The following is a 21,331-nucleotide window of genomic DNA, read 5'->3' on the forward strand; positions in this document are numbered from 1 at the left end:
GCGTTACTGTCAATGTGATCTCCCCCCTTGTGGGGGAGATGCCTGACAAGGCAGAGGGGGGTGAGCGTCGCCGGTTCGTGGTTCGTGGTTCGTGGTTCGACAGGCTCACCATGAGGGAGAGTGGTGGATGCAAGGATAATCGCCCATATTGCAGATCACAAAGGCCGCAGAATTTAGCGCCCCTCATCCTGAGCCTGTCGAAGGGCGGACCACAAACCTCACATCAAACAAAAAGGGCGCCATCTCTGGCGCCCTGATGCAGAAGCATACCGTAATCAGATGCTGCGGAAGATGCCGCGACCCGCATAACGGGCCTGCGGTCCAAGTTCCTGCTCGATACGGATCAGCTGATTGTACTTGGCGACCCGGTCAGAACGGGCAAGCGAGCCGGTCTTGATCTGTCCGCAATTGGTGGCAACGGCGAGATCGGCAATCGTTGAATCTTCCGTTTCACCCGAGCGGTGCGACATGACAGCGGTATAGGCCGCACGGTGCGCGGTATCCACGGCATCAAACGTCTCCGACAGCGTGCCGATCTGGTTGACCTTGACGAGGATCGAATTGGCCACACCCATCTTGATACCATCGCGCAGACGCGCCGAGTTGGTAACGAACAGATCATCGCCAACCAGCTGGCACTTGTCACCAACCAGATCCGTCAGATATTTCCAGCCTTCCCAGTCATCTTCGGACATGCCGTCTTCGATGGTGATGATTGGATAATCGGCAACCAGCTTGGCAAGATATTTTGCCTGTGTCTTCGGATCACGGGTCTTCTTTTCGCCCTCATAGACATAATTGCCGTCCTTGAAGAATTCGGTGGCAGCACAATCCAAACCAATGGCGATTTCTTCACCCGGCTTGAAACCGGCCTTTTCAATCGACTCAACGATGAAGTCGAGCGCAGCCTGCGCGGTCTTGAGATTTGGAGCGAAACCGCCCTCGTCGCCGACATTGGTATTATGACCGGCATCCTTCAGACGCTTCTTCAGCGTGTGGAACACTTCCGAACCATAGCGCACGGCTTCGGCAATGGACGATGCGCCAACGGGAAGGATCATGAATTCCTGAAAATCGATCGGATTATCAGCATGCGCACCGCCATTGATAATGTTCATCATCGGAACGGGCAGGACGTGGGCGTTTGGTCCGCCGAGATAGCGATAGAGTGGCTGGCCGGATGCTTCGGCAGCAGCCTTGGCAACGGCAAGCGATACGCCCAGGATGGCATTGGCGCCGAGACGGCCCTTGTTCGGTGTGCCATCCAGATCAATCATGGTCTTGTCGATATGAATCTGGTTTTCAGCGTCGAGGCCACCAATGGCATCAAAAATTTCGCCATTGACCGCATCAATGGCCTTCTGAACGCCCTTGCCGAGATAGCGTGTGCCGCCATCGCGCAGTTCAACCGCCTCATGTGCACCTGTCGATGCGCCTGATGGTACGGCAGCGCGGCCGAGAGAGCCGTCTTCGAGAATGACATCGACCTCAACAGTCGGGTTCCCGCGACTATCCAGAATTTCACGGCCAATAATATCGACAATAGCAGTCATAAGGCTTTTCCTTCAATTTACATTGGGCAGCATTCGCAACTGGAATAGCGAATGAAGATGACAAGGAAAATCCCCATTGAGACGATTTGTCGATCAAAACAGAAAAAAGGCCGTCAGAGACGACCTTTTTCCATAATAGACGGTCTGGCCGTCCTAAAAAGACTGTTTACGCCGCTTTGTAATAGGAAGCAGAGAGATCGCGCGCCTTGCGCCCGTCATTCTCCGTCAATTCCTTGATTGTATGGGTCGGCGCCTGTTCCAGCTGAGGCCGTGTGAATGGCACGACATATCCATCATTATTGGTATCATAATCCAGCATGGACCATGGAACGGCATGATATTTTTCGCCGATTCCAAGGAAACCGCCGAAGCCAACAACGGCAAACATGATTCCATCGGCTGATTTGTCCAGCATCACGTCTTCAATTTCGCCGATCTTTTCACCGGTTGTATTGTAGACATTCGTGCCAATAACGCGTGTGGCACGGATCGCTGTTGTATGACCTGAATTGGTTGGCATTTGCTCACTCCTTTTCTGTTGTCACTGAAAGGGGAATGAACAAAGCCGCCCATGGTTGCATAAAAATTCAGGTTTTTTGCCCGGAACCTTTCAGAGGCCCTTGGCGATGCGGTCGAATTTCAACAGTGTTTCCAGAAGACGCGGCATCTGGTCGAGCGGCACCATGTTGGGGCCATCGGAAGGCGCATTATCAGGGTCCTGATGCGTTTCAATGAAGACACCGGCAACGCCAACGGCAACAGCCGCGCGGGACAATGTTTCCACAAATTCGCGCTGTCCGCCGCTTGAGCCGCCCTGCCCGCCCGGCTGCTGTACCGAATGCGTCGCATCGAAAATAACCGGTGCGCCAAAACCTGCCATGATCGGCAGCGAGCGCATATCAGAGACAAGCGTGTTATAGCCGAAAGACGCACCGCGCTCGGTGACCATGACATTCGGATTGCCGCTTTCCGTCACTTTGGCGATGACATTCTTCATGTCCCAAGGCGCGAGAAACTGACCCTTCTTGATGTTGACAATCTTGCCTGTCTTGGCGGCAGCGATCAACAGATCGGTCTGGCGGCAAAGAAATGCCGGGATCTGCAACACATCCACCACTTCACCCAGAATGGCGCACTGCTCTTCYGTGTGAACGTCGGTCAGTGTCGGCAGGCCGAATTCCTTGCGGATATCGGCGAAAACCGGCAGCGAATTTTCCAGGCCAAAGCCGCGCTTTCCCGTAAGCGATGTGCGGTTCGCCTTATCGAAGCTTGATTTATAAACCAGTCCGATGCCGAGCTTGCCGGTCATCTCTTTCAGAGCGCCAGCCATATCGAAGGCGTGCTGGCGGCTTTCCATCTGGCATGGACCGGCGATCAGCGAAAACTGACCGGTATTGGAAAAGGCAACCGGGCCGGCGGATACGGTGGAATTCAGGGACATCAGGCAGCCTCAAATATAATGGCAGCGCCCTGTCCCGGTGCCTTATGCACAATCAGGCGGGAGCCGCGCTTTTCGGTGGAGATATTGTTGTTGGCAAGCAAAGTTTCAACCGCAGCCAGATCGCGCACGCCGACCACAAAAGCCTGCAGGCGCAGACCGCGCTCGTTCTCAGAGGCATCAAGGCCGAGGAATGAACGCAGACCCGCAGGCGTGAGCACAGTGATATTGGCATTGGCAGCACGAATATCCATGCCGAAGGAGTGCGCATTCACATCGCGCTGATTGACTAGCTCCTGCAACAGATACTGGAAATCCGTCGGATTGACCTCTGACAGCACAATCTCGCGCAGAGCCAAAGCACCATTTTTGTGGGTCTGTAGTGCCGTTCGATCAATCTTTGGCGTATTGATCCGCTGGCAGGTGAAGAAGAATGCGTCAGGCGCACGCAGGTCTGCGGCAAAGGCAAGACGAAAACCGGCAGTGTCTTCCTTGCCCTCAGGCGTTTTGAAAGCCCTTGAAAAATCAAGAACCTCGCCAGCTGAAATACCTGACTTCACAAATTCCCTGTGATCCGCTTTCGCATCTTCCGTGCCCAGCACCAGTCCAGAAAAACCATCCTGCCCATTGCGGAAACGGTAGGCTTGATCCCGGGCAACGAAGACATTGCCCTTGCGCGCTTCAAGTTCGCACGTCTCCCGCTGGCCAATAGCAAGCGGTTCGAGAAACGTATGATCGTTGAAGTACACGCAGGCATTCTCAGTGCCAAACGGATGTATACCGATAGGCGCAACCGTAAAACCCAGTGCTTCAAGACGGGCGCGAGCGGTATCCAGTTCCACGACGGGCAGAACCAGATGATCAACGGGACGAGATGTGCGGGGAGAGATTGTGGTCATGGGTAAAGGGTGTGCCTCAATGCTGATTGCAATTCAAGCCACACCCTTCTTCTGATCAAACCAACCGGCTCTGATCCATTGCCGCCTGGATGAAGGAAGCAAACAACGGATGCGGTTCGAACGGGCGGGATTTGAGTTCCGGATGGTACTGAACGCCGATAAACCATGGATGATCAGGATACTCGATGGTTTCAGGCAGAACACCGTCAGGCGACATGCCCGAGAATACCAGACCACACTCTTCCAGACGGTCCTTATAGTCGATATTCACTTCGTAGCGATGACGATGCCGCTCGAAAATATCCGTCGACCCATAAATATCGGCAATGCGCGTTCCGGATTTCAGCATGGCTTCATAGGCACCCAGACGCATGGTGCCGCCGAGATCGCCAGCCTGCGTGCGTTTTTCCAGCATATTGCCCTTCAGCCACTCGGTCATCAGACCGACAACAGGCTCCGTGGTCGGACCAAATTCGCTTGACGATGCTTTTTCAACGCCAGCCAGTGAACGGGCCGCCTCGATCACCGCCATCTGCATACCGAAGCAGATACCGAAATACGGAACTTTTTTCTCGCGGGCAAATTTTGCCGCCAGAATCTTGCCTTCCGAACCGCGTTCGCCAAAGCCGCCAGGCACCAGAATGCCATGCACCTTTTGCAGATAGGGCGTCGGGTCTTCCTGTTCAAAGATTTCTGACTCGATCCAGTCGAGATTGACTTTTACCTTGTTGGCCATGCCGCCATGGTGAAGCGCTTCAATCAGCGACTTGTAGGCATCTTTCAGGCCGGTATATTTGCCGACAACGGCAATAGTGACCTCGCCTTCCGGATTGTGAATACGGCTGCTGACTTCGTTCCAACGCTCCATGCGGGGCTTTGGTGCGGGATCAATGCCGAAGGCTGCCAGAACTTCCGAATCAAGGCCTTCCTTGTGGTAGGCCATCGGAACATCATAGATCGTATCGACATCCAGCGCCTGAATGACCGCTGATGAGCGGACATTACAGAACAGCGAAAGCTTGCGGCGTTCAGATTCAGGAATCTCACGATCCGCACGGATGAGCAGAATATCCGGCGCAATGCCGATGGAACGCAGTTCCTTGACGGAATGCTGGGTTGGTTTGGTTTTCAGTTCGCCCGCTGCGGGGATATAGGGCATCAGGGTCAGGTGGATATAAACGGCGCTGCCGCGTGGCAGATCATTGCCGAGCTGACGGATTGCTTCCAGAAACGGCATCGCTTCGATGTCACCAACGGTTCCACCGATTTCGCACAGGACGAAATCATAGTCCTGATTGCCATCAACGATGAAATTTTTGATCTCATCGGTGACGTGCGGAATCACCTGAACAGTCGCGCCGAGGTAATCACCCCTGCGTTCCTTTTCGATGATATTCCGGTAAATGCGTCCGGTGGTGATGTTATCCTGCTTGTTGGCAGGACGCCCCGTAAAGCGCTCATAATGACCAAGATCGAGGTCAGTTTCAGCACCATCGTCGGTCACAAAGACCTCGCCATGCTGATACGGCGACATCGTGCCGGGGTCGACGTTGAGATAAGGATCAAGCTTGCGAATCCGTACACGGTATCCACGAGCCTGAAGGAGGGCTGCCAAAGCAGCTGCGGCGATGCCTTTTCCGAGGGAAGAAACCACGCCGCCAGTGATGAAAACATATCGGGCCATGGGCTTATCTCGTTAGTCCTTTGTGAGTGATTTGGCCACAAAAAAATCGGCATGAAAGCCGTTTTTCCCGTCCAAATATTTTTTCAAAACAAACAAAACGGCCAGACGCGATGTCTGGCCGTTTCAATCTGGCGGTAATTAATTCTTACAGTACAACCACTTCGGTGCCAACATTGACGCGGTTGTAAAGATCGATCACGTGATCATTGACCATGCGGAAGCAACCGTTCGAAGCGGAGCTGCCGATAGTCCAAGGCTGCACGGTACCGTGAATACGGATATAGGTATCCTTGTTGCCCTGTGAAAGGTACAGCGCGCGCGCGCCCAGAGGATTGCCCGGACCGCCATCCATGCCGTTCTCGTACTGGGCATAATGCTTTGGTTCGCGCTGGATCATTTCCTTGGTCGGAATCCAACGGGGCCATTCGCGCTTGGTGCGAATTTCGGCAGTGCCCTTGAATTCAAGACCTTCCTTGCCGACAGCAATACCATAACGGCGCGCCGTGCTTGAAGATTCAACCAGATAGAGGAACTTTTCCTTCGGATCGATCACGATCGTGCCTGGCTTGTACCCGGTGAAGGCAACATCCTGCGGCAAATATTTGGGATCGAGCGAATAGTTGCGCTTGGCAGCAACACGCGCTGGCTTGCGAGCCTGCGAAACCTTGGTGGGCTTTGCCGTGGATGCTGTTGGTGTTGCATCGACAGCAGGCGCCGCTGTCTCGTTGATTACAGTTTGCGCGGATGCTGGTCCGGCCAATGCCAGAGCAGAGATTCCAATAAGCAGAGAGCGACGTGAAATCATAGTGTTAGTTCCCGGATAGTATGCATGCGCCATCAGCGGCGCTTGCCAGGCCCTCTAGGCCAAACCTGATTATGGCGTACCTGAAGAGCGCATTCTTCTCAATGCAAATCACCGTGAAGAATGAGGCAGACTGATTCTTCACCCGCAAGGGTTGCGGAAGCGCAACACATTTGCTGCGCGTCCGCAAAGATTCACTTTTTCAGCCCGTTACTGGGAATTTGGAACAGGATTGGCAGGTTGTGCCGGAGTAACCGGGGCTGTTGGCGCAGGCGTCGTTGATTCGGCAGGTGCCGGCGTTGCTGGCGCAGGAGCGCCCGAAGCCGGTGCATTTGCATCCGATGCCGGTGGTGTCGTCGTTGTCGCGGCACCCGGAAGCTGATTGAGAATACCGCCGGAACCTGCTGGTTGTCCGCCCGTTGCGGGCTGGCCACCGGTTGTTGTCGGAATACGGTTCAGAATATCCGTTGGGCTTTCGGCATAACGCGACATGATGCCGAGCGCCAAAGACGTAATGAAAAAGCCCGTTGCAAGGATAGCCGTTGCCCGTGTGAGCACATTGGCTGCACCGCGCGCGCTCATGAAACCTGAGCCACCGCCAATTCCAAGACCGCCGCCTTCAGAGCGCTGCATGAGCACAACTCCAACGAGGGCAAGTACAATCAGAAGATGAATGACGATAACGACGGTTTGCATGGGGTATTTTCTGCTTTCTAGGTGTCGGACGCGGCTCTTTACACCGTATCTCGTAATAAACCAAGCCCGTGAATTGACAGTTTTCTCGGCTGTTGGGGCCTTTTAGAGCGAATGATATGCTTCACAGATGGCCAGGAAGTCCGCAGCTTTCAAGCTTGCGCCGCCAACAAGGGCGCCATCCACGTTCTCAATACCGAGAAGTTCAACCGCATTGGATGGTTTGACCGAGCCACCATAAAGGATGCGCAGCTTCGCACCTTCTTCGCCAAAACGCGTGATCAAAGCCGCGCGGATTGATGCGTGAACCTCGCGTACATCGTCAGCAGTTGGCGTCAGACCCGTGCCGATGGCCCATACGGGTTCATAGGCAATAACGGTATTTTGGGCCACGGCCCCATCAGGAATGGAGCCTGCGAGCTGTGTCGCGATCACATCAAGTGTCGCACCGGATTTGCGCTGCGCCTCGGTTTCTCCAATGCAGATAATGGCAACGAGCCCCGCATCCCAGGCAGCAACGGCCTTGGCATTGACCATTGTATCGGTCTCGCCATGGTCGGTACGGCGTTCCGAGTGACCGACGATCACATGCGATGCGCCAGCGTCCTTCAGCATATCGGCCGAAATATCGCCCGTATGCGCACCTGACTTTTTCGCATGGCAGTCCTCGCCGCCAATGGCCAGCGCCTCGCCTTCAACGGACTGAGCCGCGCGAAAGACAAGCGTGGCGGGCACACATATCAGCCCGTCGATCTTATCGCCGATTGCCGAATTCGGCCTGTTGACGATCATGCGCAGTTCATCCAGAGACTCTCCGGTCCCGTTCATTTTCCAGTTGCCAGCGACGAGTGGACGGACATCAGGGGTCATTCGGCGTTCCTCAAGACGATAGATTTGATGATTTCTCGGTTATTTGATTGTCTGACTAGCAAATTCACTTGATAAAGCAATCGACACAAGCCCTCCATGACGCTATTCCCCTATGCAATTCTTTTGAGCCTCATACTTGTTACGGTGACTTTCTATGCTCGATTCCCTGCGCGACGTGGCCCAGACCTGGGTAGCCAAGGTACTTCTTGGTCTTCTTGGCATCAGTTTTGTTGGCTGGGGCGTGTCCAATACAATTCTCAGTGCCGTCGGCAATGGTTCAGCCATTAGTGCCGGTAGCTCGAAAGTTTCCCCAGTCGAGTATCGCCTTGCCTATGATCGTCAGCTCGCATCGCTGCAACAGCGGTTTGGCCAGCGGTTCACCCGTGAACAGGCTGATGCCATTGGTGTGAGCAATCAGGTGCAGTCGCAACTGGTTGCTGGTGTTGTCCTTGATGAAGAGGCCCGCAAGATGTCGCTGGGTCTTTCCAAAGATCGTCTGGCACAGCTTGCCGCTGAAGACCCTGCCTTTCAGGGCCCCGACGGTCGTTTCAATCCTGCACAGTTTGATGCCATATTGCGCAATGCCGGCATGACCCCGCAGGGTTATCTCGATAGCCGCAGCAAGATTGCGCGCCGCCAGCAGATCGTCGAAGCCGTGGCTGACGGTATTACCGTGCCCGATACGCTGCTCAAGGCCGTTGCGACCTATAAGGGTGAATCGCGCACCATCGATTATATCTCGATGCCGAAATCATTCATCACCGACATTCCCGCGCCAAGCGATGCGGATCTGAAGACCTATTTCGATGCAAACAAGGAAGCTTACGGTGCTCCGCAGTACCGCAAGATCACCTATGTAAAGCTTGAACCAAAGGATATTGCTGACGAGGCGTCGGTTTCGCCTGAAGAAATCAAGGCTGAATACGACAAGAACATCGCCCGTTATACCTCGCCGGAAACCCGCACCATCGAGCAATTGACCTTCGCCAATGCCGAAGCGGCCAAGGCTGCGCATGACCGGCTTGCCGCCGGAACATCGTTCGAAGACGAGGTAAAAGCTGAAGGCAAGACCATGAACGATGTGGGCCTTGGCACCTTCCAGCGTAACGCCCTGCCCGACCAGACCATTGCTGATCCAATCTTCAAAATGCAGGCTGGCAATGTCAGCGATGTGATTACCGGTGCTTTTGGCCCGGTCATTGTTCGCGTAACCGCTGCGACACCCGAAGTGGTCAAGCCGCTGGCTGACGTCGAAAAGGACATTCGCGAAACCATTGCCCTGACCCTCGCCGCTACATCGGTCATGTCCGTGCATGACGCCTATGAAAATGCCCGGGCTGATGGCGCAACCATGGCGGATGCTGCGGCCAAGCAGAATCTGAAAATGGTGACGATAGACGCCATTGATCAGTCGGGCCGCGGGCCGGACGAAAAGGAAATTCCCAATATTCCGTTCGGAGAAAACCTGCTGACCGCCGCTTTCCTTGCCGATCAGGGTTTTGACAATGAACCGCTCAATGTCGGACCGAACAGTTTCCTTTGGTACGACGTTGCAGGCATTACGCCAGCACGGGATCGCACGCTTGATGAAGTGAAGGCGCGTGTGACGGAAAACTGGCGCACAGCCGAGCTTGAAAAGCGTCTGAACGAGAAAGCCGAGGAAGTGCGCAAGCGCGTTGCTGCGGGTACCTCGCTTGACGATATCGCTGCCGAACTCAAGTTCACCAAGGAAACCAAGCGTGGCATTACGCGCCAGTCCAAGGATACGGATCTGGGTGAAGGCGGCGTTGCCTCGGTATTTGATGGCGCGGATGGTCTGGTAGGTGTAACCGAATCTGCGGCGGATCAGTCGAAGCTGATCTTCAAGGTTACGGAATCAATTGAACCGATGAATGTCGGTGCGGATTCACTGAGTAAAGCCGAGAAAGATTCGTTCACCTCGCGGCTCTCCGATGATCTGCTCGACCAGTTGGTCATGCAGTTGCAGACTGTCTACCCCGTGTCCATCAACAAGACTGTTATTGATCAGGCGCTCGCCCGCCAATGATTGCTGTGAGATCGAGAAATGGCTGAACTGAAACGTTTCATCGGTATTGCGGCGGCGGGAAAGGTTCTTTCCCGCGAGGAGGCTGTCGAGGCTTTCGATATCATGATGTCCGGACAGGCCACCCCTGCACAGATCGGCGCCCTGTTGATGGCCCTGCGGGTGCGCGGTGAACAGGTTGACGAGATTGCAGGCGCCGTCTCCGCCATGCGCTCGAAAATGCTCACCGTAAAGGCGGTGCCCGGCGCTATCGATATTGTCGGTACGGGTGGTGATCAGTCCGGCTCCTATAATGTTTCAACCTGCGCCGCCTTTGTGGCTGCCGGTGCCGGTGTGCCGGTTGCCAAGCACGGCAATCGGGCGCTGTCATCACGCTCCGGTGCGGCTGATACACTGGCTGCGCTTGGGATTAATATCGAGATCGGTCCGGATCTGATCTCCACGTGCATCAAGGAAGCGGGTATTGGCTTCATGTTTGCACCATCGCACCATCCGGCAATGAAGCATGTAGGCCCTGCCCGCGTTGAGCTTGGAACCCGCACGATTTTCAATCTGCTCGGCCCCTTGACCAATCCTGCCGGTGTTACGCGCCAGTTGGTTGGTGTTTATGCGCCCGAATGGGTAGAGCCCATCGCGCAGGTGCTGAAGAATCTCGGTTCTGAATCCGTGTGGGTTGTGCATGGTGATGGTCTTGATGAAATCACTACCGCAGGTGTGACCAAGGTTGCGGCGCTTGAAAACGGTGTTATCCGTACATTCGAGATTGAACCGGAGACGTTTGGATTGCGCCGCGTTGATCCACAGGATCTCAAAGGTGGAACCGCCGATGAAAACGCGGTTTCGCTGCTTTCCGTTCTTGATGGTGCGCATGGCGCCTATCGCGATATCACCCTGTTCAATGCCGGTGCCGGACTGGTTATTGCGGGTGCCGCAGAAGATCTGAAAACCGGTATCAGCATGGCTGCCCATTCAATCGACAGCGGTGCAGCGCGAAATGTGCTAAAGAAGCTGGTCCACGTATCCAACAGCGAGGCAGTCTGATCATGGTCGATATTCTTCGCAAGATCGAAGCTTACAAGCGCGAAGAAATTGCCGCCGCCAAGGCGCAGTTTACCGTCGATGAGCTGAAGGCGCGGATCAAGGATCAGGAAGCGCCACGCGGTTTTCACAGGGCCCTGCTGGCAAAGCGTGCGGCCAATGAATTCGGTCTGATTGCTGAAATCAAGAAGGCCAGTCCTTCCAAAGGCTTGATTCGTCCGGATTTCAATCCACCTGCATTGGCAAAAGCCTATGAAGAAGGTGGTGCCGCCTGTCTTTCCGTGCTCACCGACGCGCCTTCGTTTCAGGGGGCACCGGAGTTTTTGACCAATGCCCGTGCGGCGGTAAGTTTGCCTGCGCTGCGCAAGGATTTTCTCTTCGACACTTATCAGGTGTTTGAAGCCCGCAGCTGGGGTGCCGACTGTATCCTGATCATCATGGCCAGTGTCGATGATGCATTGGCAAAAGCTCTGGAAGAGACCGCCTTTTCATTGGATATGGATGTGCTCGTTGAGGTACATGATGAAGCCGAGATGGAACGGGCGCTTAAGCTCACCTCGACGCTTCTTGGAATCAACAATCGCGATCTGCGCACGTTCAATGTTGATCTTGCCGTATCGGAACGGCTTGCCAAAATGGTGCCCGCCGACAAGCTGCTCGTCAGCGAAAGCGGTGTGTTCACCCATGCGGACTGCCAGCGTCTGGCGAAATCCGATATCGGCACCTTCCTTGTTGGTGAAAGCCTGATGCGTCAAAGCGACGTGGCCGCTGCAACCCGTGCGCTTCTGCATGGCTCATCGGAACAACAGACAAGCGCCGCATGAACACGACAAAGCTGACCCATCTCGACAGTTCTGGTGCCGCCCATATGGTCGATGTCGGTGACAAGGCCGAGACCGAGCGGGTTGCTGTCGCCGAAGGTTATGTGCGGATGCGGCGCGAAACGCTTGATCTCATCCTTTCCGGCAATGCCAAAAAAGGCGATGTGATCGGTACGGCCCGTATTGCCGGGATCATGGCCGCCAAAAAGACCCATGACCTCATACCGCTCTGCCATCCGCTGCTGTTGAGCAAGATCACTGTTGATATCGACGCGGATAGTTCCTTGCCGGGCCTGCATGTGCGCGCGACGGTCAAACTATCAGGGAAAACCGGCGTTGAGATGGAAGCACTGACAGCCGTTTCCATTGCCTGTCTGACCATCTATGACATGGCAAAGGCTGCCGATAAGGGCATGATAATCCAAGGTATTCGACTTCTGGAAAAATCCGGTGGCAAATCCGGCGACTGGTCAGCGGACGGGAATTGAACATGGCAGGCCTTCTTCCCGTTGACGAAGCGCTGCGGCGCATCCTTGCCAATGTTGATCTGCTGAACTCCGAGACTGTCGCGCTTGGTGAAGCGGGCGGCCGCGTTCTCGCTGCTGATCTGCATGCCAAACGCCAGCAACCACCTTTCGCGGCCTCCGCGATGGATGGTTATGCCGTGCGTGCTGATGATGTGGCCAATGTGCCCGTTCGTTTGAAACTTGTGGGCCAGTCTGCCGCCGGACATGCGTTTCAGGGCTCGCTGAATACTGGCGAGGCGGTGCGCATCTTTACCGGCGCGCCAGTACCTGATGGTGCTGATAGCGTGGTCATTCAGGAAAACACCATTGCTCATGGCGATGAAGTCGAAATTTCCGAGACCATTGCCTTTGGCCGCAACATCCGCAAAGCGGGTCTCGATTTTAACAGTGGCGACGTGCTGCTCGACGCTGGCCGCCAGCTTGACTCGTCCGCGCTTGCCCTCGCCGCATCGGCCGATCATCCGCAATTGTCCGTTATCAGGCGTCCGCGTGTAGCTATATTGGCAACCGGCGATGAACTCGTCAGCCCCGGTGAACCCTATCGCCCTGATCAGATCATCGCATCGAACGGTTTTGGTCTGGCTGAAATCGTGCGCAATGCGGGCGGCATCGCTATTGATCTTGGCATTGCAGAAGATCGTCTGGAAGCCTTGAGCGATGCGCTTGATCGTGCCATTGCCGCCAAGGCCGATATTCTGGTGACACTGGGTGGTGCTTCGGTCGGTGATCATGATCTGGTGCAGCCAGCATTGGCGGCGCGCGGCATGGAACTGGATTTCTGGAAGATTGCCCTGCGACCCGGCAAGCCGCTGATGTTCGGCCATCTGCAAGGCATGCGCATTCTCGGGCTTCCCGGAAATCCCGTTTCGAGCCTGATCTGCGCGCATATTTTCCTGACGCCGCTTATCCGCGCGTTCATGGGATTGCCACATGCGCCTGATCTTCGCGCTGCAGTTCTGGGCATCGACATGCCTGTTAATGACCAGAGGCAGGATTATATCCGCGCCCGCATCGTCACCGGCGCTGATGGCACACTGACCGCAACGCCGTTTCCGCTGCAGGATTCGTCCATGCTGAAATTTCTCGCCGACGCCAATGGCCTGATCATTCGCGAGCCGCATGCAACTGCCTTAGCGGCGGGTTCGCCCTGCACCATCCTGATGCTGCGATAAACCAGACCTCTGGAGTCATGGGTCAGTCCACAACTCCAGAGCGGCATTGCCTGAGAGCAACCCAAGGCAATTTTGGTACGAGAATCAGGCGGTTATCCGGTGCTCTTTCCGGTCGCTTTCCGTTACATTGGCAAGATCGATCGCCTTTTGCAACTTAGCCGCATGTCTAAATGATGGTTCCAAGGTCTTACCCTGTTTGACCGCCTCAACAAACCGCTGATAGTTCGTCGCAACCGGCTCAACCTCGACCTCTTTCCACGTTGCCGTTTCGATGTCCTCGCCAAGGCAGACAAGCAGTTTCGAACCGTCATGACGATGCACTACCTCGAACGCACCCTTGTCGCCATAGACGCGCAGACGCAGTTCGTTGACATGCCCCGTGGCCCAGCGGCTTGAATGGACAACGCCAAGCGCGCCATTGGTGAAGCTCACCGTCATGGTAAAACTGTCATTGGCATCGAGTTCATATTCGCCAATGCGGTTGTGGGGCGCCTTGTCGAAGGCTTTGAGACGGCAAAAGACCTCGTCGATTTCCGTATCGGTGCCATAGACAACGAAATCGAGAATGTGAACACCAACATCGCCGAGCGTGCCATTGGAGCCGTGCTTTTTCGACAGACGCCAGAGCCAGCGGCTTTCCGTCTGCCAGTCGCCCCACATTTTCGCGACAAGCCAGCTTTGCAGATAAGACGCTTCGACATGCTTGACCTTGCCGATCTGGCCACTTGTCACCAACTCGCGTGCTGCCTGCAACTGCGCGACATTGCGATAGGTCAGGTTGACCATGCCGACGAGGTTGGCCGCCTCGATCTTGTCGGCCATTTCCTTGGCATCCTCGTAATTGGCCGCAAGCGGTTTTTCGCAAAACACATGCTTTCCTGCCGCGATGCACTGCAAGGTTGTGGCGTGATGGATACTGTCGGGCGTCACATTGGCGACCGCATCAAACTCACCCCATGCAAGTGCTTCTTCGAGCGATGTAAAAGCCCGTTCGATATTGTATTCGGCGCGGAATGCTTCGGCACGGCCGGGATCGACGTCAACTGCGCCCGCCAGTGTTACCCCTTCGATAGCAGCGAAAGCCTTCGCGTGGGAATTGGCCATACTGCCGGTACCCAAGATCAAAAGACGCATTGGTCCAGTCCTTCAAATGAATGTGCCGCGCACTGAAGACAGGCGCAGGCATTGATATGACAGCTGTTTGAGGTGGCCGCGCAAACGGCCACCATGTCGGATCAAAATCCTAGCGGAAACCTTCCTCGCCAGCTTCATGCAGGCTGCCGCCGCGTGCGGTGATTGGCTCAATGGCCTGTTCAACCGGCACATTGGGCGCGGTGTTGAGCAGCGGATAGCGATTGGGGTTGTATGCCCAATTCACCGCATTGCGCAGCACCAGCCCGACATTTGCATCGTGATAGGTTGGATAGGTTTCATGGCCAGGGCGGAAGTAAAATACATTGCCCGCCCCCTTGCGATAGGTCAGGCCGGAACGGAACACTTCGCCGCCCTGGAACCATGACACGAACACTGTTTCAAGCGGCTCCGGCACGGAGAATGGCTCGCCGTACATCTCTTCGTTTTCCAGCTCGAAATAGCGTGGCAGACCCTTGGCGATGGGATGACCGGGATTAACCACCCAGAGCCGTTCACGTTCGCCAGCTTCACGCCAATGCAACGCGCATGGCGAGCCCATCAGGCGTTTGAAAATCTTGGAGAAATGGCCGGAATGCAGGACGATGATGCCCATGCCTTCCCAAACGCGCTTGGCAACGCGTTCAACGATTTCATCGGCAACATCACCATGGGCGCGGTGACCCCACCAGATCAGGACGTCGGTCTCATCCAGTGCCTTCTCAGTCAAGCCGTGTTCCGGTTCCTGCAAAGTGGTTGTCTTGACAGAGATATTGCCATCGGACTTCAGCAGCTTGGCAATCTGGTTATGCATGCCTTCAGGATAGATTTCGGCGACGGTCTTGTTCATCTTCTCATGAACATTTTCGCCCCAAACGAGCGTGCGGATAGTCATTTTGTCTTCCTATTCATTGCGTATGCGTGGTTGGGAGGATGCTTTGGTTCAGTCTTAGTTTGACGCCGCCGGCCTGCCCGATTGATCGAAGCGGTGGACATTGTCGTTGATCGGCGAAATATGGAGCAGTTCGCCGGGCTGCTGGCTTGCAGTCCCGTCTTGCCTGACGACAAGCGGGTCCTTCGCGCCAATATCGATGTAGAGATAGGTTTCAGAGCCGAGATTTTCGGAAAGGATCAGCTTGCCATTCCAGGCGCCATCCTTCGGCTTGATTTCAAGATGTTCCGGCCGCACGCCGAGCGTATGGGCACGATACGTATCCGCGTGCTTTTCCGTCAGGAAGTTCATTTTCGGCGAGCCGATGAACCCGGCAACAAAGACCGATTGCGGCTTTTCATAAAGCTCAAGCGGTGTACCGACCTGCTCGACTATACCGTCACGCAGCACGCAGATGCGGTCGGCAAGCGTCATTGCCTCCACCTGATCGTGGGTAACGTAGATCATTGTGGTTTCGTGCATCTTTGCATGGAGTTTGGCGATCTCAAGCCTTGTCTGCACGCGCAGCGCCGCGTCAAGGTTGGAGAGTGGTTCATCGAACAGGAACACTTTTGGGTCGCGCACGATGGCCCGGCCGATGGCGACACGCTGCCGCTGGCCACCGGAAAGCTGCTTTGGCAGGCGGTCGAGATAGGGGGTGATCTGCAGCATTTCTGCCGCTTCGTTCACCCGCCGCTTGATCTCGTCGGCACCGCCTTTGGCGAGCTTCAAACCGAAAGCCATGTTGTCGAACACGGTCATATGCGGATAAAGCGCATAGGACTGGAACACCATGGCAATCCCGCGCTGGGACGGGGTCAGGCTGTTGACCACCTTGTCATCAAAGGCGAGCGTTCCGGCGGTGATGTCCTCAAGCCCTGCAATCAGGCGCAGCAGAGTTGACTTTCCGCAGCCTGATGGGCCGACGAACACCATGAATTCGCTTGGGCTGATTTCGAGATCAACGCCCTTGATGACATCGAACGTACCGAAGGACTTGCGAACATTATTGAGATGAATAGCTGTCATTTGAATTACCCCTTCACGCCACCGGCTGTGAGACCGGAAATAATCTTGCGTTGGAAAATCAGGACGAGAACAACGAGCGGCACCGTCACAATGACGGAGGCGGCCATGATCGTGCCCCACGGGATTTCATGTGCGCTGGCTCCTGATAGGAGCGCAATGGTGACGGGCACCGTGCGCACCTCTGTCGAGGAGGTGAATGTGAGTGCAAACAGGAACTCGTTCCACGCCGCGATGAAGGCGAGCAAGCCTGTCGTCACCATGGCTGGCCACATCAGCGGCAGAAAGACCTTGGTGATGATGACCCATGGCGTTGCCCCATCGACAATCGCTGCCTCCTCAATTTCAATTGGCAGGTCCCGCATGAAGGTGGTCAGCACCCAGACGGTGAACGGCAATGTGAAAATCGTATAGGAGAAGACGAGGCTCCACAGCGTGTTGTAGAGGCCGAGAAAGCGCACCACTTCGAAGAGGCCCGCGAGCACCGCAATCTGCGGAAACATCGATACGGACAGGATTGTCAGCAGCAGCAGCGAGCGGCCACGAAACCGCACACGCGCCAGTGCAAAAGATGCGGTGATGGCAATCAGCAGGGCAAGCAGCACCACCAGAGTGGCAACGATAAGCGAGTTCAGCAGATTGCGGGTAAAGCTACCGGCGTTGATGACCGAAACATAGTTCTCCAGAGAGAACGATGTCGGAAAATACTCGACGGTGAAAAGCGCACTGCCGGTTTTGAAGCTGGTGATGATTGCGTAATAGAACGGAAAGACCGCCAATACGACAATCAGGGTGACGAGCGCATAAAACGCCGTGTTTTTGGTGAGATTCCAGATCATCAGCGGTCTCCTCCATCGAGGCGCACGCGGCCAAGCCAGATCGCCAGAACGGTCATCAGGGCAATCGTCAGGAACAGCAACGTCGATTGTGCCGAGCCATAGGCGAATTTGTCAAACTCGATCAGGTTTTCACGCGCCAGCACCGACATGGTTTTTGTCTGCGAACTGTTGGGCGTAAGCACATAGATCAGATCGAAAATGCGCATGGCATCGAGCAGGCGGAAAATGATGGCGACCATTAGTGCCGGCCTGATCAATGGCAGCGTAATGCGGAAGAACTGGCGGATCGGATGAACACCATCGATGTGCGCGGCTTCATAAATGTCCTTGGGCACCATTTGCAGGCCCGCTAGAATGAGCAGCGCCATGAATGGTGTGGTTTTCCAGACATCGACAATCAGCACTGCGGTCATCGCCGTATCGGCGCTTGCTGTCCAGGCAATGGGCTGGCTGATAAAGCCGAGCCGCAGGAAAAGATCATTGAGAATGCCGAACTGGTCGTTCAGCATCCAGCCCCAAAGGCGGGCCGACACGATGGTCGGGATTGCCCATGGGATGAGAATAGCAGCACGGACAATGCCCCTGCCCTTAAACTCGGCATTCAGCACAAGCGCAACGATCATGCCGAAGAAGGCTTCGAGCGCCACGGAGATGATGCTGAAGCGCACGGTATTCCACACCGCGTTCCACCATGTTGGATCAACCAGCAGGCCCGAAAAGATTGTGCGGCCGCTTTTCAGCTGTATCCATGAGAGGTAATTCTTGAACCCAACCCATTTCGCCGCGCTCATATTGGTGAGCGAAGCGTCGGTGAAAGAGAAATAGATCGTCCGAAGCAATGGCCAGCCGGCAACAATGGCAAGCGCAATGATCATCGGGATGAGAAACAGCTGCGCTGAACGGGCGCGCTGTCGCATAAGTTCTGAACGTGCGGTGGAAGGCGTCATAATCGTATTCCTGCCCGTAAGGTTCTGGTTGAAACGAAAACGTCAGGCAAACGGTGCGAAYGGGGTTCGGGAGGTGATGAATACCATCCGCACCGTGCCCTTCTGCCGGCAGATATCTACCAGCTGTCTCCTTTGAGTTCGGTCAGCTTGGCTTCCAGAACCTCAAGGTTTTCGGCCGCAGTGCCATTGCCCGACAATGTGTCGTGCACGGCGCTCCAGAACATGTTGGACACTTCGTTATACTTCACCTTCGTTGGTGCCGAAGGACGCGGAACCGAGTTTTCAAACACGGCTTTCCAGTTTGGGATCAGCGGTTGGGCTGCTGCGACATCCTTGTCATCGTACAGCGCCTTGATGGTTGGCATGCTGGCAAGAGCAATCGCCCGCGCCTTCTGCTGTTCGGGCGAGCCGAGGAACATGGCAAGCTTGATCGCCTCCTCGGGTGATTTCGAATATTTGGAAACCGCAAGATTCCAGCCGCCGAGCGTTGCCGCAGAATTTTGACCTTCCTTGCCGCTTGGCAAAGGTGCCACATCGAATTTGCCCTTGATCGTGCTGCCATCGGCACCGCCAAGCGCATAGGCGTAAGGCCAATTGCGCATGAAGACAGAATTGCCCGTCTGCCAGACCCCGCGTGCTTCTTCTTCCGTATAGGCGAGCACACCCTTTGGCGAAATGGAATCGACCCAGCCCTTGGCACGGTCTATGGCAGCGGCCGCGTCGGGATTGTTTATGGAGATGGTACCATCAGCCTCAACGATCTGTCCGCCACCTGATGATTTCACCCATTCAAGCGCATTGCAGGTCAGGCCTTCATAGGCATTGGCCTGAAATACAAAGCCGTAAATGCTCTTGTTACCGGCAGCGCGCTCGCCATCCTGAATTTCCTTGGCGGTAGCCGCCATCTCATCCCAGGTCTTTGGCACTGCTTTCTTGTACTTCTCAAGAAGGTCCTTGCGATAATAGAGCGCCGGAGCATCCGTGAACATCGGCAATGCTACCAGCTTGCCATCCACGGTCTGGCTTTCGATGATCGAGGGAATATGCTGATCAATGACGTCTTTGGCTGCGGGCTTCAGATCGAGAAACTGGTCGGCCAATTGCGGTGCCCAGATCACGTCGGTGCGGTAAACGTCAATATCGGTATTTCCGGCAGCAAGCCAAAGGCGGTACTGGCCGAAATTATCGGAACTATTGGCAGGCATGGCAACAATTGAAACCTTGTTGCCCGTTGCCTTTTCAAACTGGTCGAGCTGGCTGCGCAGAAACTCGCGTCCATTGCCTGTATCACCCGAGACGATCGCAAGATTTGCAGCGAATGCACCCGAAGCCAGCAAAGTGGTGGTCAAAAGGGTTGCAATAAATGATTTGGCTTTCATGATTTCCTCCCAAAAATCTGATGGAATCGGATCACTTGCATCGTGGTGACGCCAGTTTCCCCTCGTAAAACTCCTCCTGAAGCGCTTTGGTAAACTCTTTCAAATCATAAATTCAAAGCGCTTTGAATGAAAAATGGCAAAGCTGTTTTGAACTGTCAAGCCGCAAATTGGCTATTGCCTTGGAGCCTTACATTCCCAGATTGATCATTTTCCAATATTATTATTGAATAACAATGTATTGTATTGCGATGCTCACATCATAAAAAGCTGGTATTTGCCTTGTCGAAACTCGGGGCTGATAACCGTAGATCACAATGTTGCGAGAAATTACTCAAAGCGCTTTGAATTTTTGCTCTGGTTGTGTTTATTATTTGCAGTCATATCTGCGCTGCGGACATAGCGTTCCGGTCACCGGAATGTTTGGCTGCCTTGCCTGATCGTATTGAATACTGGATTGCTGCCATGAAACTTAAGGAACTGGCCGACCAATTGGGACTTTCGCAGACAACAGTCAGTCGCGCCCTGAACGGCTATCCTGAGGTTAACAAGGCAACGCGTGAGCGCGTCAGTGAGGCCGCTCTCAAATTCGGTTACAGTGCCAATGCCAATGCACGCCGCCTCGCCATTGGTCGCATCGGTGCTATCGGCATTTTGATGCCGCGCGACCGCAGCGAACGCTTTGGCCCGCACACGAGCGAGTTTTTCTCCGGTCTGGCCGAGCAGCTTTCCCTGCATGAGATGGATTTGCTGATGAGCCCGAGCATCAACAATGATGAACTGGCAGCCTACAGGCGACTGATTTCCAGCAAGCGCGTCGATGGCATTATCATAACCGGCCCTACCCTGATGGATGAACGGGTTGCCATGCTCACCGAGGCGAAGTTTCCTTTTGTGCTGCATGGACGCACCAACATAACAGCGCCGCATGCCTGGCTCGATATCGACAATGCCGGTGCATTCCGTCAGGCAACATCGCATCTGCTTGATCTTGGTCACCGTCATGTCGCGATGATCGACGGCCTCAAGGGACATACATTTTCCGAGCATCGCGAAATGGGGTATCGCGAGGCGCTGGTGGAACGCGGCCTTCCCGTTGATCCGCGTTTTATCGTGCATGAGCGCTTTTCTGATGAGACGGGCTTCCACGAGGCGCAGCGGCTTTTATCCTACGCGCCGCATCCAACAGCTATCCTTGCCGGTTCCATGATGACAGCGCTTGGCGTCTTCCGCGCCATTCGCTCCAAGGGTTATGAATTGGGCAAGGAAGTCTCTGTCATCGCCCATGATGACGTTTTTCCCTATCTCAACGCCAGCAACATGGTCCCTGCCATGACGACAACCCGCTCCTCGATCCGCTCGGCCGGTTCGCGCATTGCCGAATTGCTGGTACGGGTGCTGGACGGCGAGCCGGTGGAAAACATCCACGAGATATGGCCCGTCGAGCTTGTCCTGCGCCAATCCAGCGGACCGCCCATCGCCCCGCGCCGTTAACCCAGTCGATGATGGTTACAAGTTCGGAGCTCTGAGCGATTCTGAC

Annotated in this window: 20 protein-coding genes; 6 read left to right on the plus strand and 14 right to left on the minus strand. The window is 55.1% G+C overall.

Going from position 1 to position 21,331, the window contains the following annotated elements; all coding sequences use genetic code 11:
- Positions 1–275 precede the first annotated feature (275 nt).
- The 8 genes from eno to tpiA all read right to left on the minus strand — a co-directional run bounded on the left by eno (position 276) and on the right by tpiA (position 7,939).
- A complete protein-coding gene (gene eno / locus AB4Y96_RS14785) occupies positions 276–1,553 on the minus strand; it encodes a phosphopyruvate hydratase (RefSeq protein ID WP_441918241.1) in 1,278 nt (425 codons plus the stop codon).
- A gap of 166 nt (positions 1,554–1,719) precedes the next feature.
- Complete coding sequence (locus tag AB4Y96_RS14790) at positions 1,720–2,073, minus strand: PRC-barrel domain-containing protein (protein WP_112530000.1); 354 nt, start codon at positions 2,071–2,073, stop codon at positions 1,720–1,722.
- Between the two features lie 90 nt (positions 2,074–2,163).
- The gene (gene kdsA / locus AB4Y96_RS14795) at positions 2,164–2,997 is read right to left on the minus strand and encodes a 3-deoxy-8-phosphooctulonate synthase (RefSeq protein WP_441918307.1); all 834 of its coding nucleotides are present in this window, start codon (positions 2,995–2,997) and stop codon (positions 2,164–2,166) included.
- A complete protein-coding gene (locus tag AB4Y96_RS14800) occupies positions 2,994–3,890 on the minus strand; it encodes a VOC family protein (RefSeq protein WP_441918242.1) in 897 nt (298 codons plus the stop codon). The genes kdsA and AB4Y96_RS14800 overlap by 4 nt, the downstream gene beginning before the upstream one ends.
- Positions 3,891–3,945: 55 nt before the next feature.
- Complete coding sequence (locus AB4Y96_RS14805; protein WP_091886070.1) at positions 3,946–5,574, minus strand: CTP synthase; 1,629 nt, start codon at positions 5,572–5,574, stop codon at positions 3,946–3,948.
- A 145-nt stretch (positions 5,575–5,719) separates the two neighbouring features.
- A complete protein-coding gene (locus AB4Y96_RS14810; protein WP_441918243.1) occupies positions 5,720–6,379 on the minus strand; it encodes a L,D-transpeptidase in 660 nt (219 codons plus the stop codon).
- A 207-nt stretch (positions 6,380–6,586) separates the two neighbouring features.
- Positions 6,587–7,072, minus strand: coding sequence for a preprotein translocase subunit SecG (secG, locus tag AB4Y96_RS14815; protein ID WP_441918244.1), 486 nt, complete (start codon positions 7,070–7,072; stop codon positions 6,587–6,589).
- Between the two features lie 102 nt (positions 7,073–7,174).
- Positions 7,175–7,939: a triose-phosphate isomerase gene (gene tpiA / locus AB4Y96_RS14820; RefSeq protein WP_441918245.1), complete on the minus strand. Its 765-nt coding sequence runs from the start codon at positions 7,937–7,939 to the stop codon at positions 7,175–7,177.
- A gap of 154 nt (positions 7,940–8,093) precedes the next feature.
- On the opposite strand from tpiA, the gene AB4Y96_RS14825 reads away from it, so the two are divergent.
- The 5 genes from AB4Y96_RS14825 to AB4Y96_RS14845 are packed head-to-tail and all read left to right on the plus strand — an operon-like array spanning position 8,094 to position 13,541.
- Entirely contained in the window at positions 8,094–9,986 is a 1,893-nt protein-coding gene (locus tag AB4Y96_RS14825; RefSeq protein WP_441918246.1) for a SurA N-terminal domain-containing protein, read from the plus strand.
- An 18-nt stretch (positions 9,987–10,004) separates the two neighbouring features.
- The gene (gene trpD / locus AB4Y96_RS14830) at positions 10,005–11,024 is read left to right on the plus strand and encodes an anthranilate phosphoribosyltransferase (RefSeq protein ID WP_091886085.1); all 1,020 of its coding nucleotides are present in this window, start codon (positions 10,005–10,007) and stop codon (positions 11,022–11,024) included.
- Entirely contained in the window at positions 11,024–11,845 is an 822-nt protein-coding gene (gene trpC, locus AB4Y96_RS14835; RefSeq protein WP_441918308.1) for an indole-3-glycerol phosphate synthase TrpC, read from the plus strand. The genes trpD and trpC overlap by 1 nt, the downstream gene beginning before the upstream one ends.
- On the plus strand, positions 11,842–12,330 hold the full coding sequence (moaC, locus tag AB4Y96_RS14840) for a cyclic pyranopterin monophosphate synthase MoaC (RefSeq protein WP_441918247.1): 489 nt from the start codon (positions 11,842–11,844) through the stop codon (positions 12,328–12,330). The genes trpC and moaC overlap by 4 nt, the downstream gene beginning before the upstream one ends.
- 2 nt (positions 12,331–12,332) lie before the next feature.
- Positions 12,333–13,541, plus strand: coding sequence for a molybdopterin molybdotransferase MoeA (locus AB4Y96_RS14845; protein WP_441918248.1), 1,209 nt, complete (start codon positions 12,333–12,335; stop codon positions 13,539–13,541).
- An 84-nt stretch (positions 13,542–13,625) separates the two neighbouring features.
- On the opposite strand, the gene AB4Y96_RS14850 is transcribed toward AB4Y96_RS14845, so the two are convergent.
- From AB4Y96_RS14850 to AB4Y96_RS14875, 6 genes are all read right to left on the minus strand, one after another.
- The gene (locus AB4Y96_RS14850; protein WP_441918249.1) at positions 13,626–14,675 is read right to left on the minus strand and encodes a Gfo/Idh/MocA family protein; all 1,050 of its coding nucleotides are present in this window, start codon (positions 14,673–14,675) and stop codon (positions 13,626–13,628) included.
- A 109-nt stretch (positions 14,676–14,784) separates the two neighbouring features.
- Complete coding sequence (locus AB4Y96_RS14855; protein WP_113094776.1) at positions 14,785–15,567, minus strand: ThuA domain-containing protein; 783 nt, start codon at positions 15,565–15,567, stop codon at positions 14,785–14,787.
- A gap of 54 nt (positions 15,568–15,621) precedes the next feature.
- On the minus strand, positions 15,622–16,632 hold the full coding sequence (locus AB4Y96_RS14860; RefSeq protein ID WP_441918250.1) for an ABC transporter ATP-binding protein: 1,011 nt from the start codon (positions 16,630–16,632) through the stop codon (positions 15,622–15,624).
- 5 nt (positions 16,633–16,637) lie between these two features.
- Positions 16,638–17,468: a carbohydrate ABC transporter permease gene (locus tag AB4Y96_RS14865; protein ID WP_441918251.1), complete on the minus strand. Its 831-nt coding sequence runs from the start codon at positions 17,466–17,468 to the stop codon at positions 16,638–16,640.
- On the minus strand, positions 17,468–18,415 hold the full coding sequence (locus tag AB4Y96_RS14870; protein WP_091886107.1) for a carbohydrate ABC transporter permease: 948 nt from the start codon (positions 18,413–18,415) through the stop codon (positions 17,468–17,470). Before AB4Y96_RS14870 ends, AB4Y96_RS14865 begins: the two co-directional genes overlap by 1 nt.
- Positions 18,416–18,531: 116 nt before the next feature.
- The gene (locus AB4Y96_RS14875; RefSeq protein WP_441918252.1) at positions 18,532–19,794 is read right to left on the minus strand and encodes an ABC transporter substrate-binding protein; all 1,263 of its coding nucleotides are present in this window, start codon (positions 19,792–19,794) and stop codon (positions 18,532–18,534) included.
- Between the two features lie 462 nt (positions 19,795–20,256).
- Here AB4Y96_RS14875 and AB4Y96_RS14880 point away from each other — a divergent pair, with 462 nt between their 5' ends.
- Entirely contained in the window at positions 20,257–21,285 is a 1,029-nt protein-coding gene (locus tag AB4Y96_RS14880) for a substrate-binding domain-containing protein (protein ID WP_441918253.1), read from the plus strand.
- The last annotated feature ends 46 nt before the right edge of the window (positions 21,286–21,331 follow it).

The sequence above is a fragment of the Phyllobacterium sp. TAF24 genome (assembly GCF_052113785.1).
Lineage (GTDB): Bacteria > Pseudomonadota > Alphaproteobacteria > Rhizobiales > Rhizobiaceae > Phyllobacterium.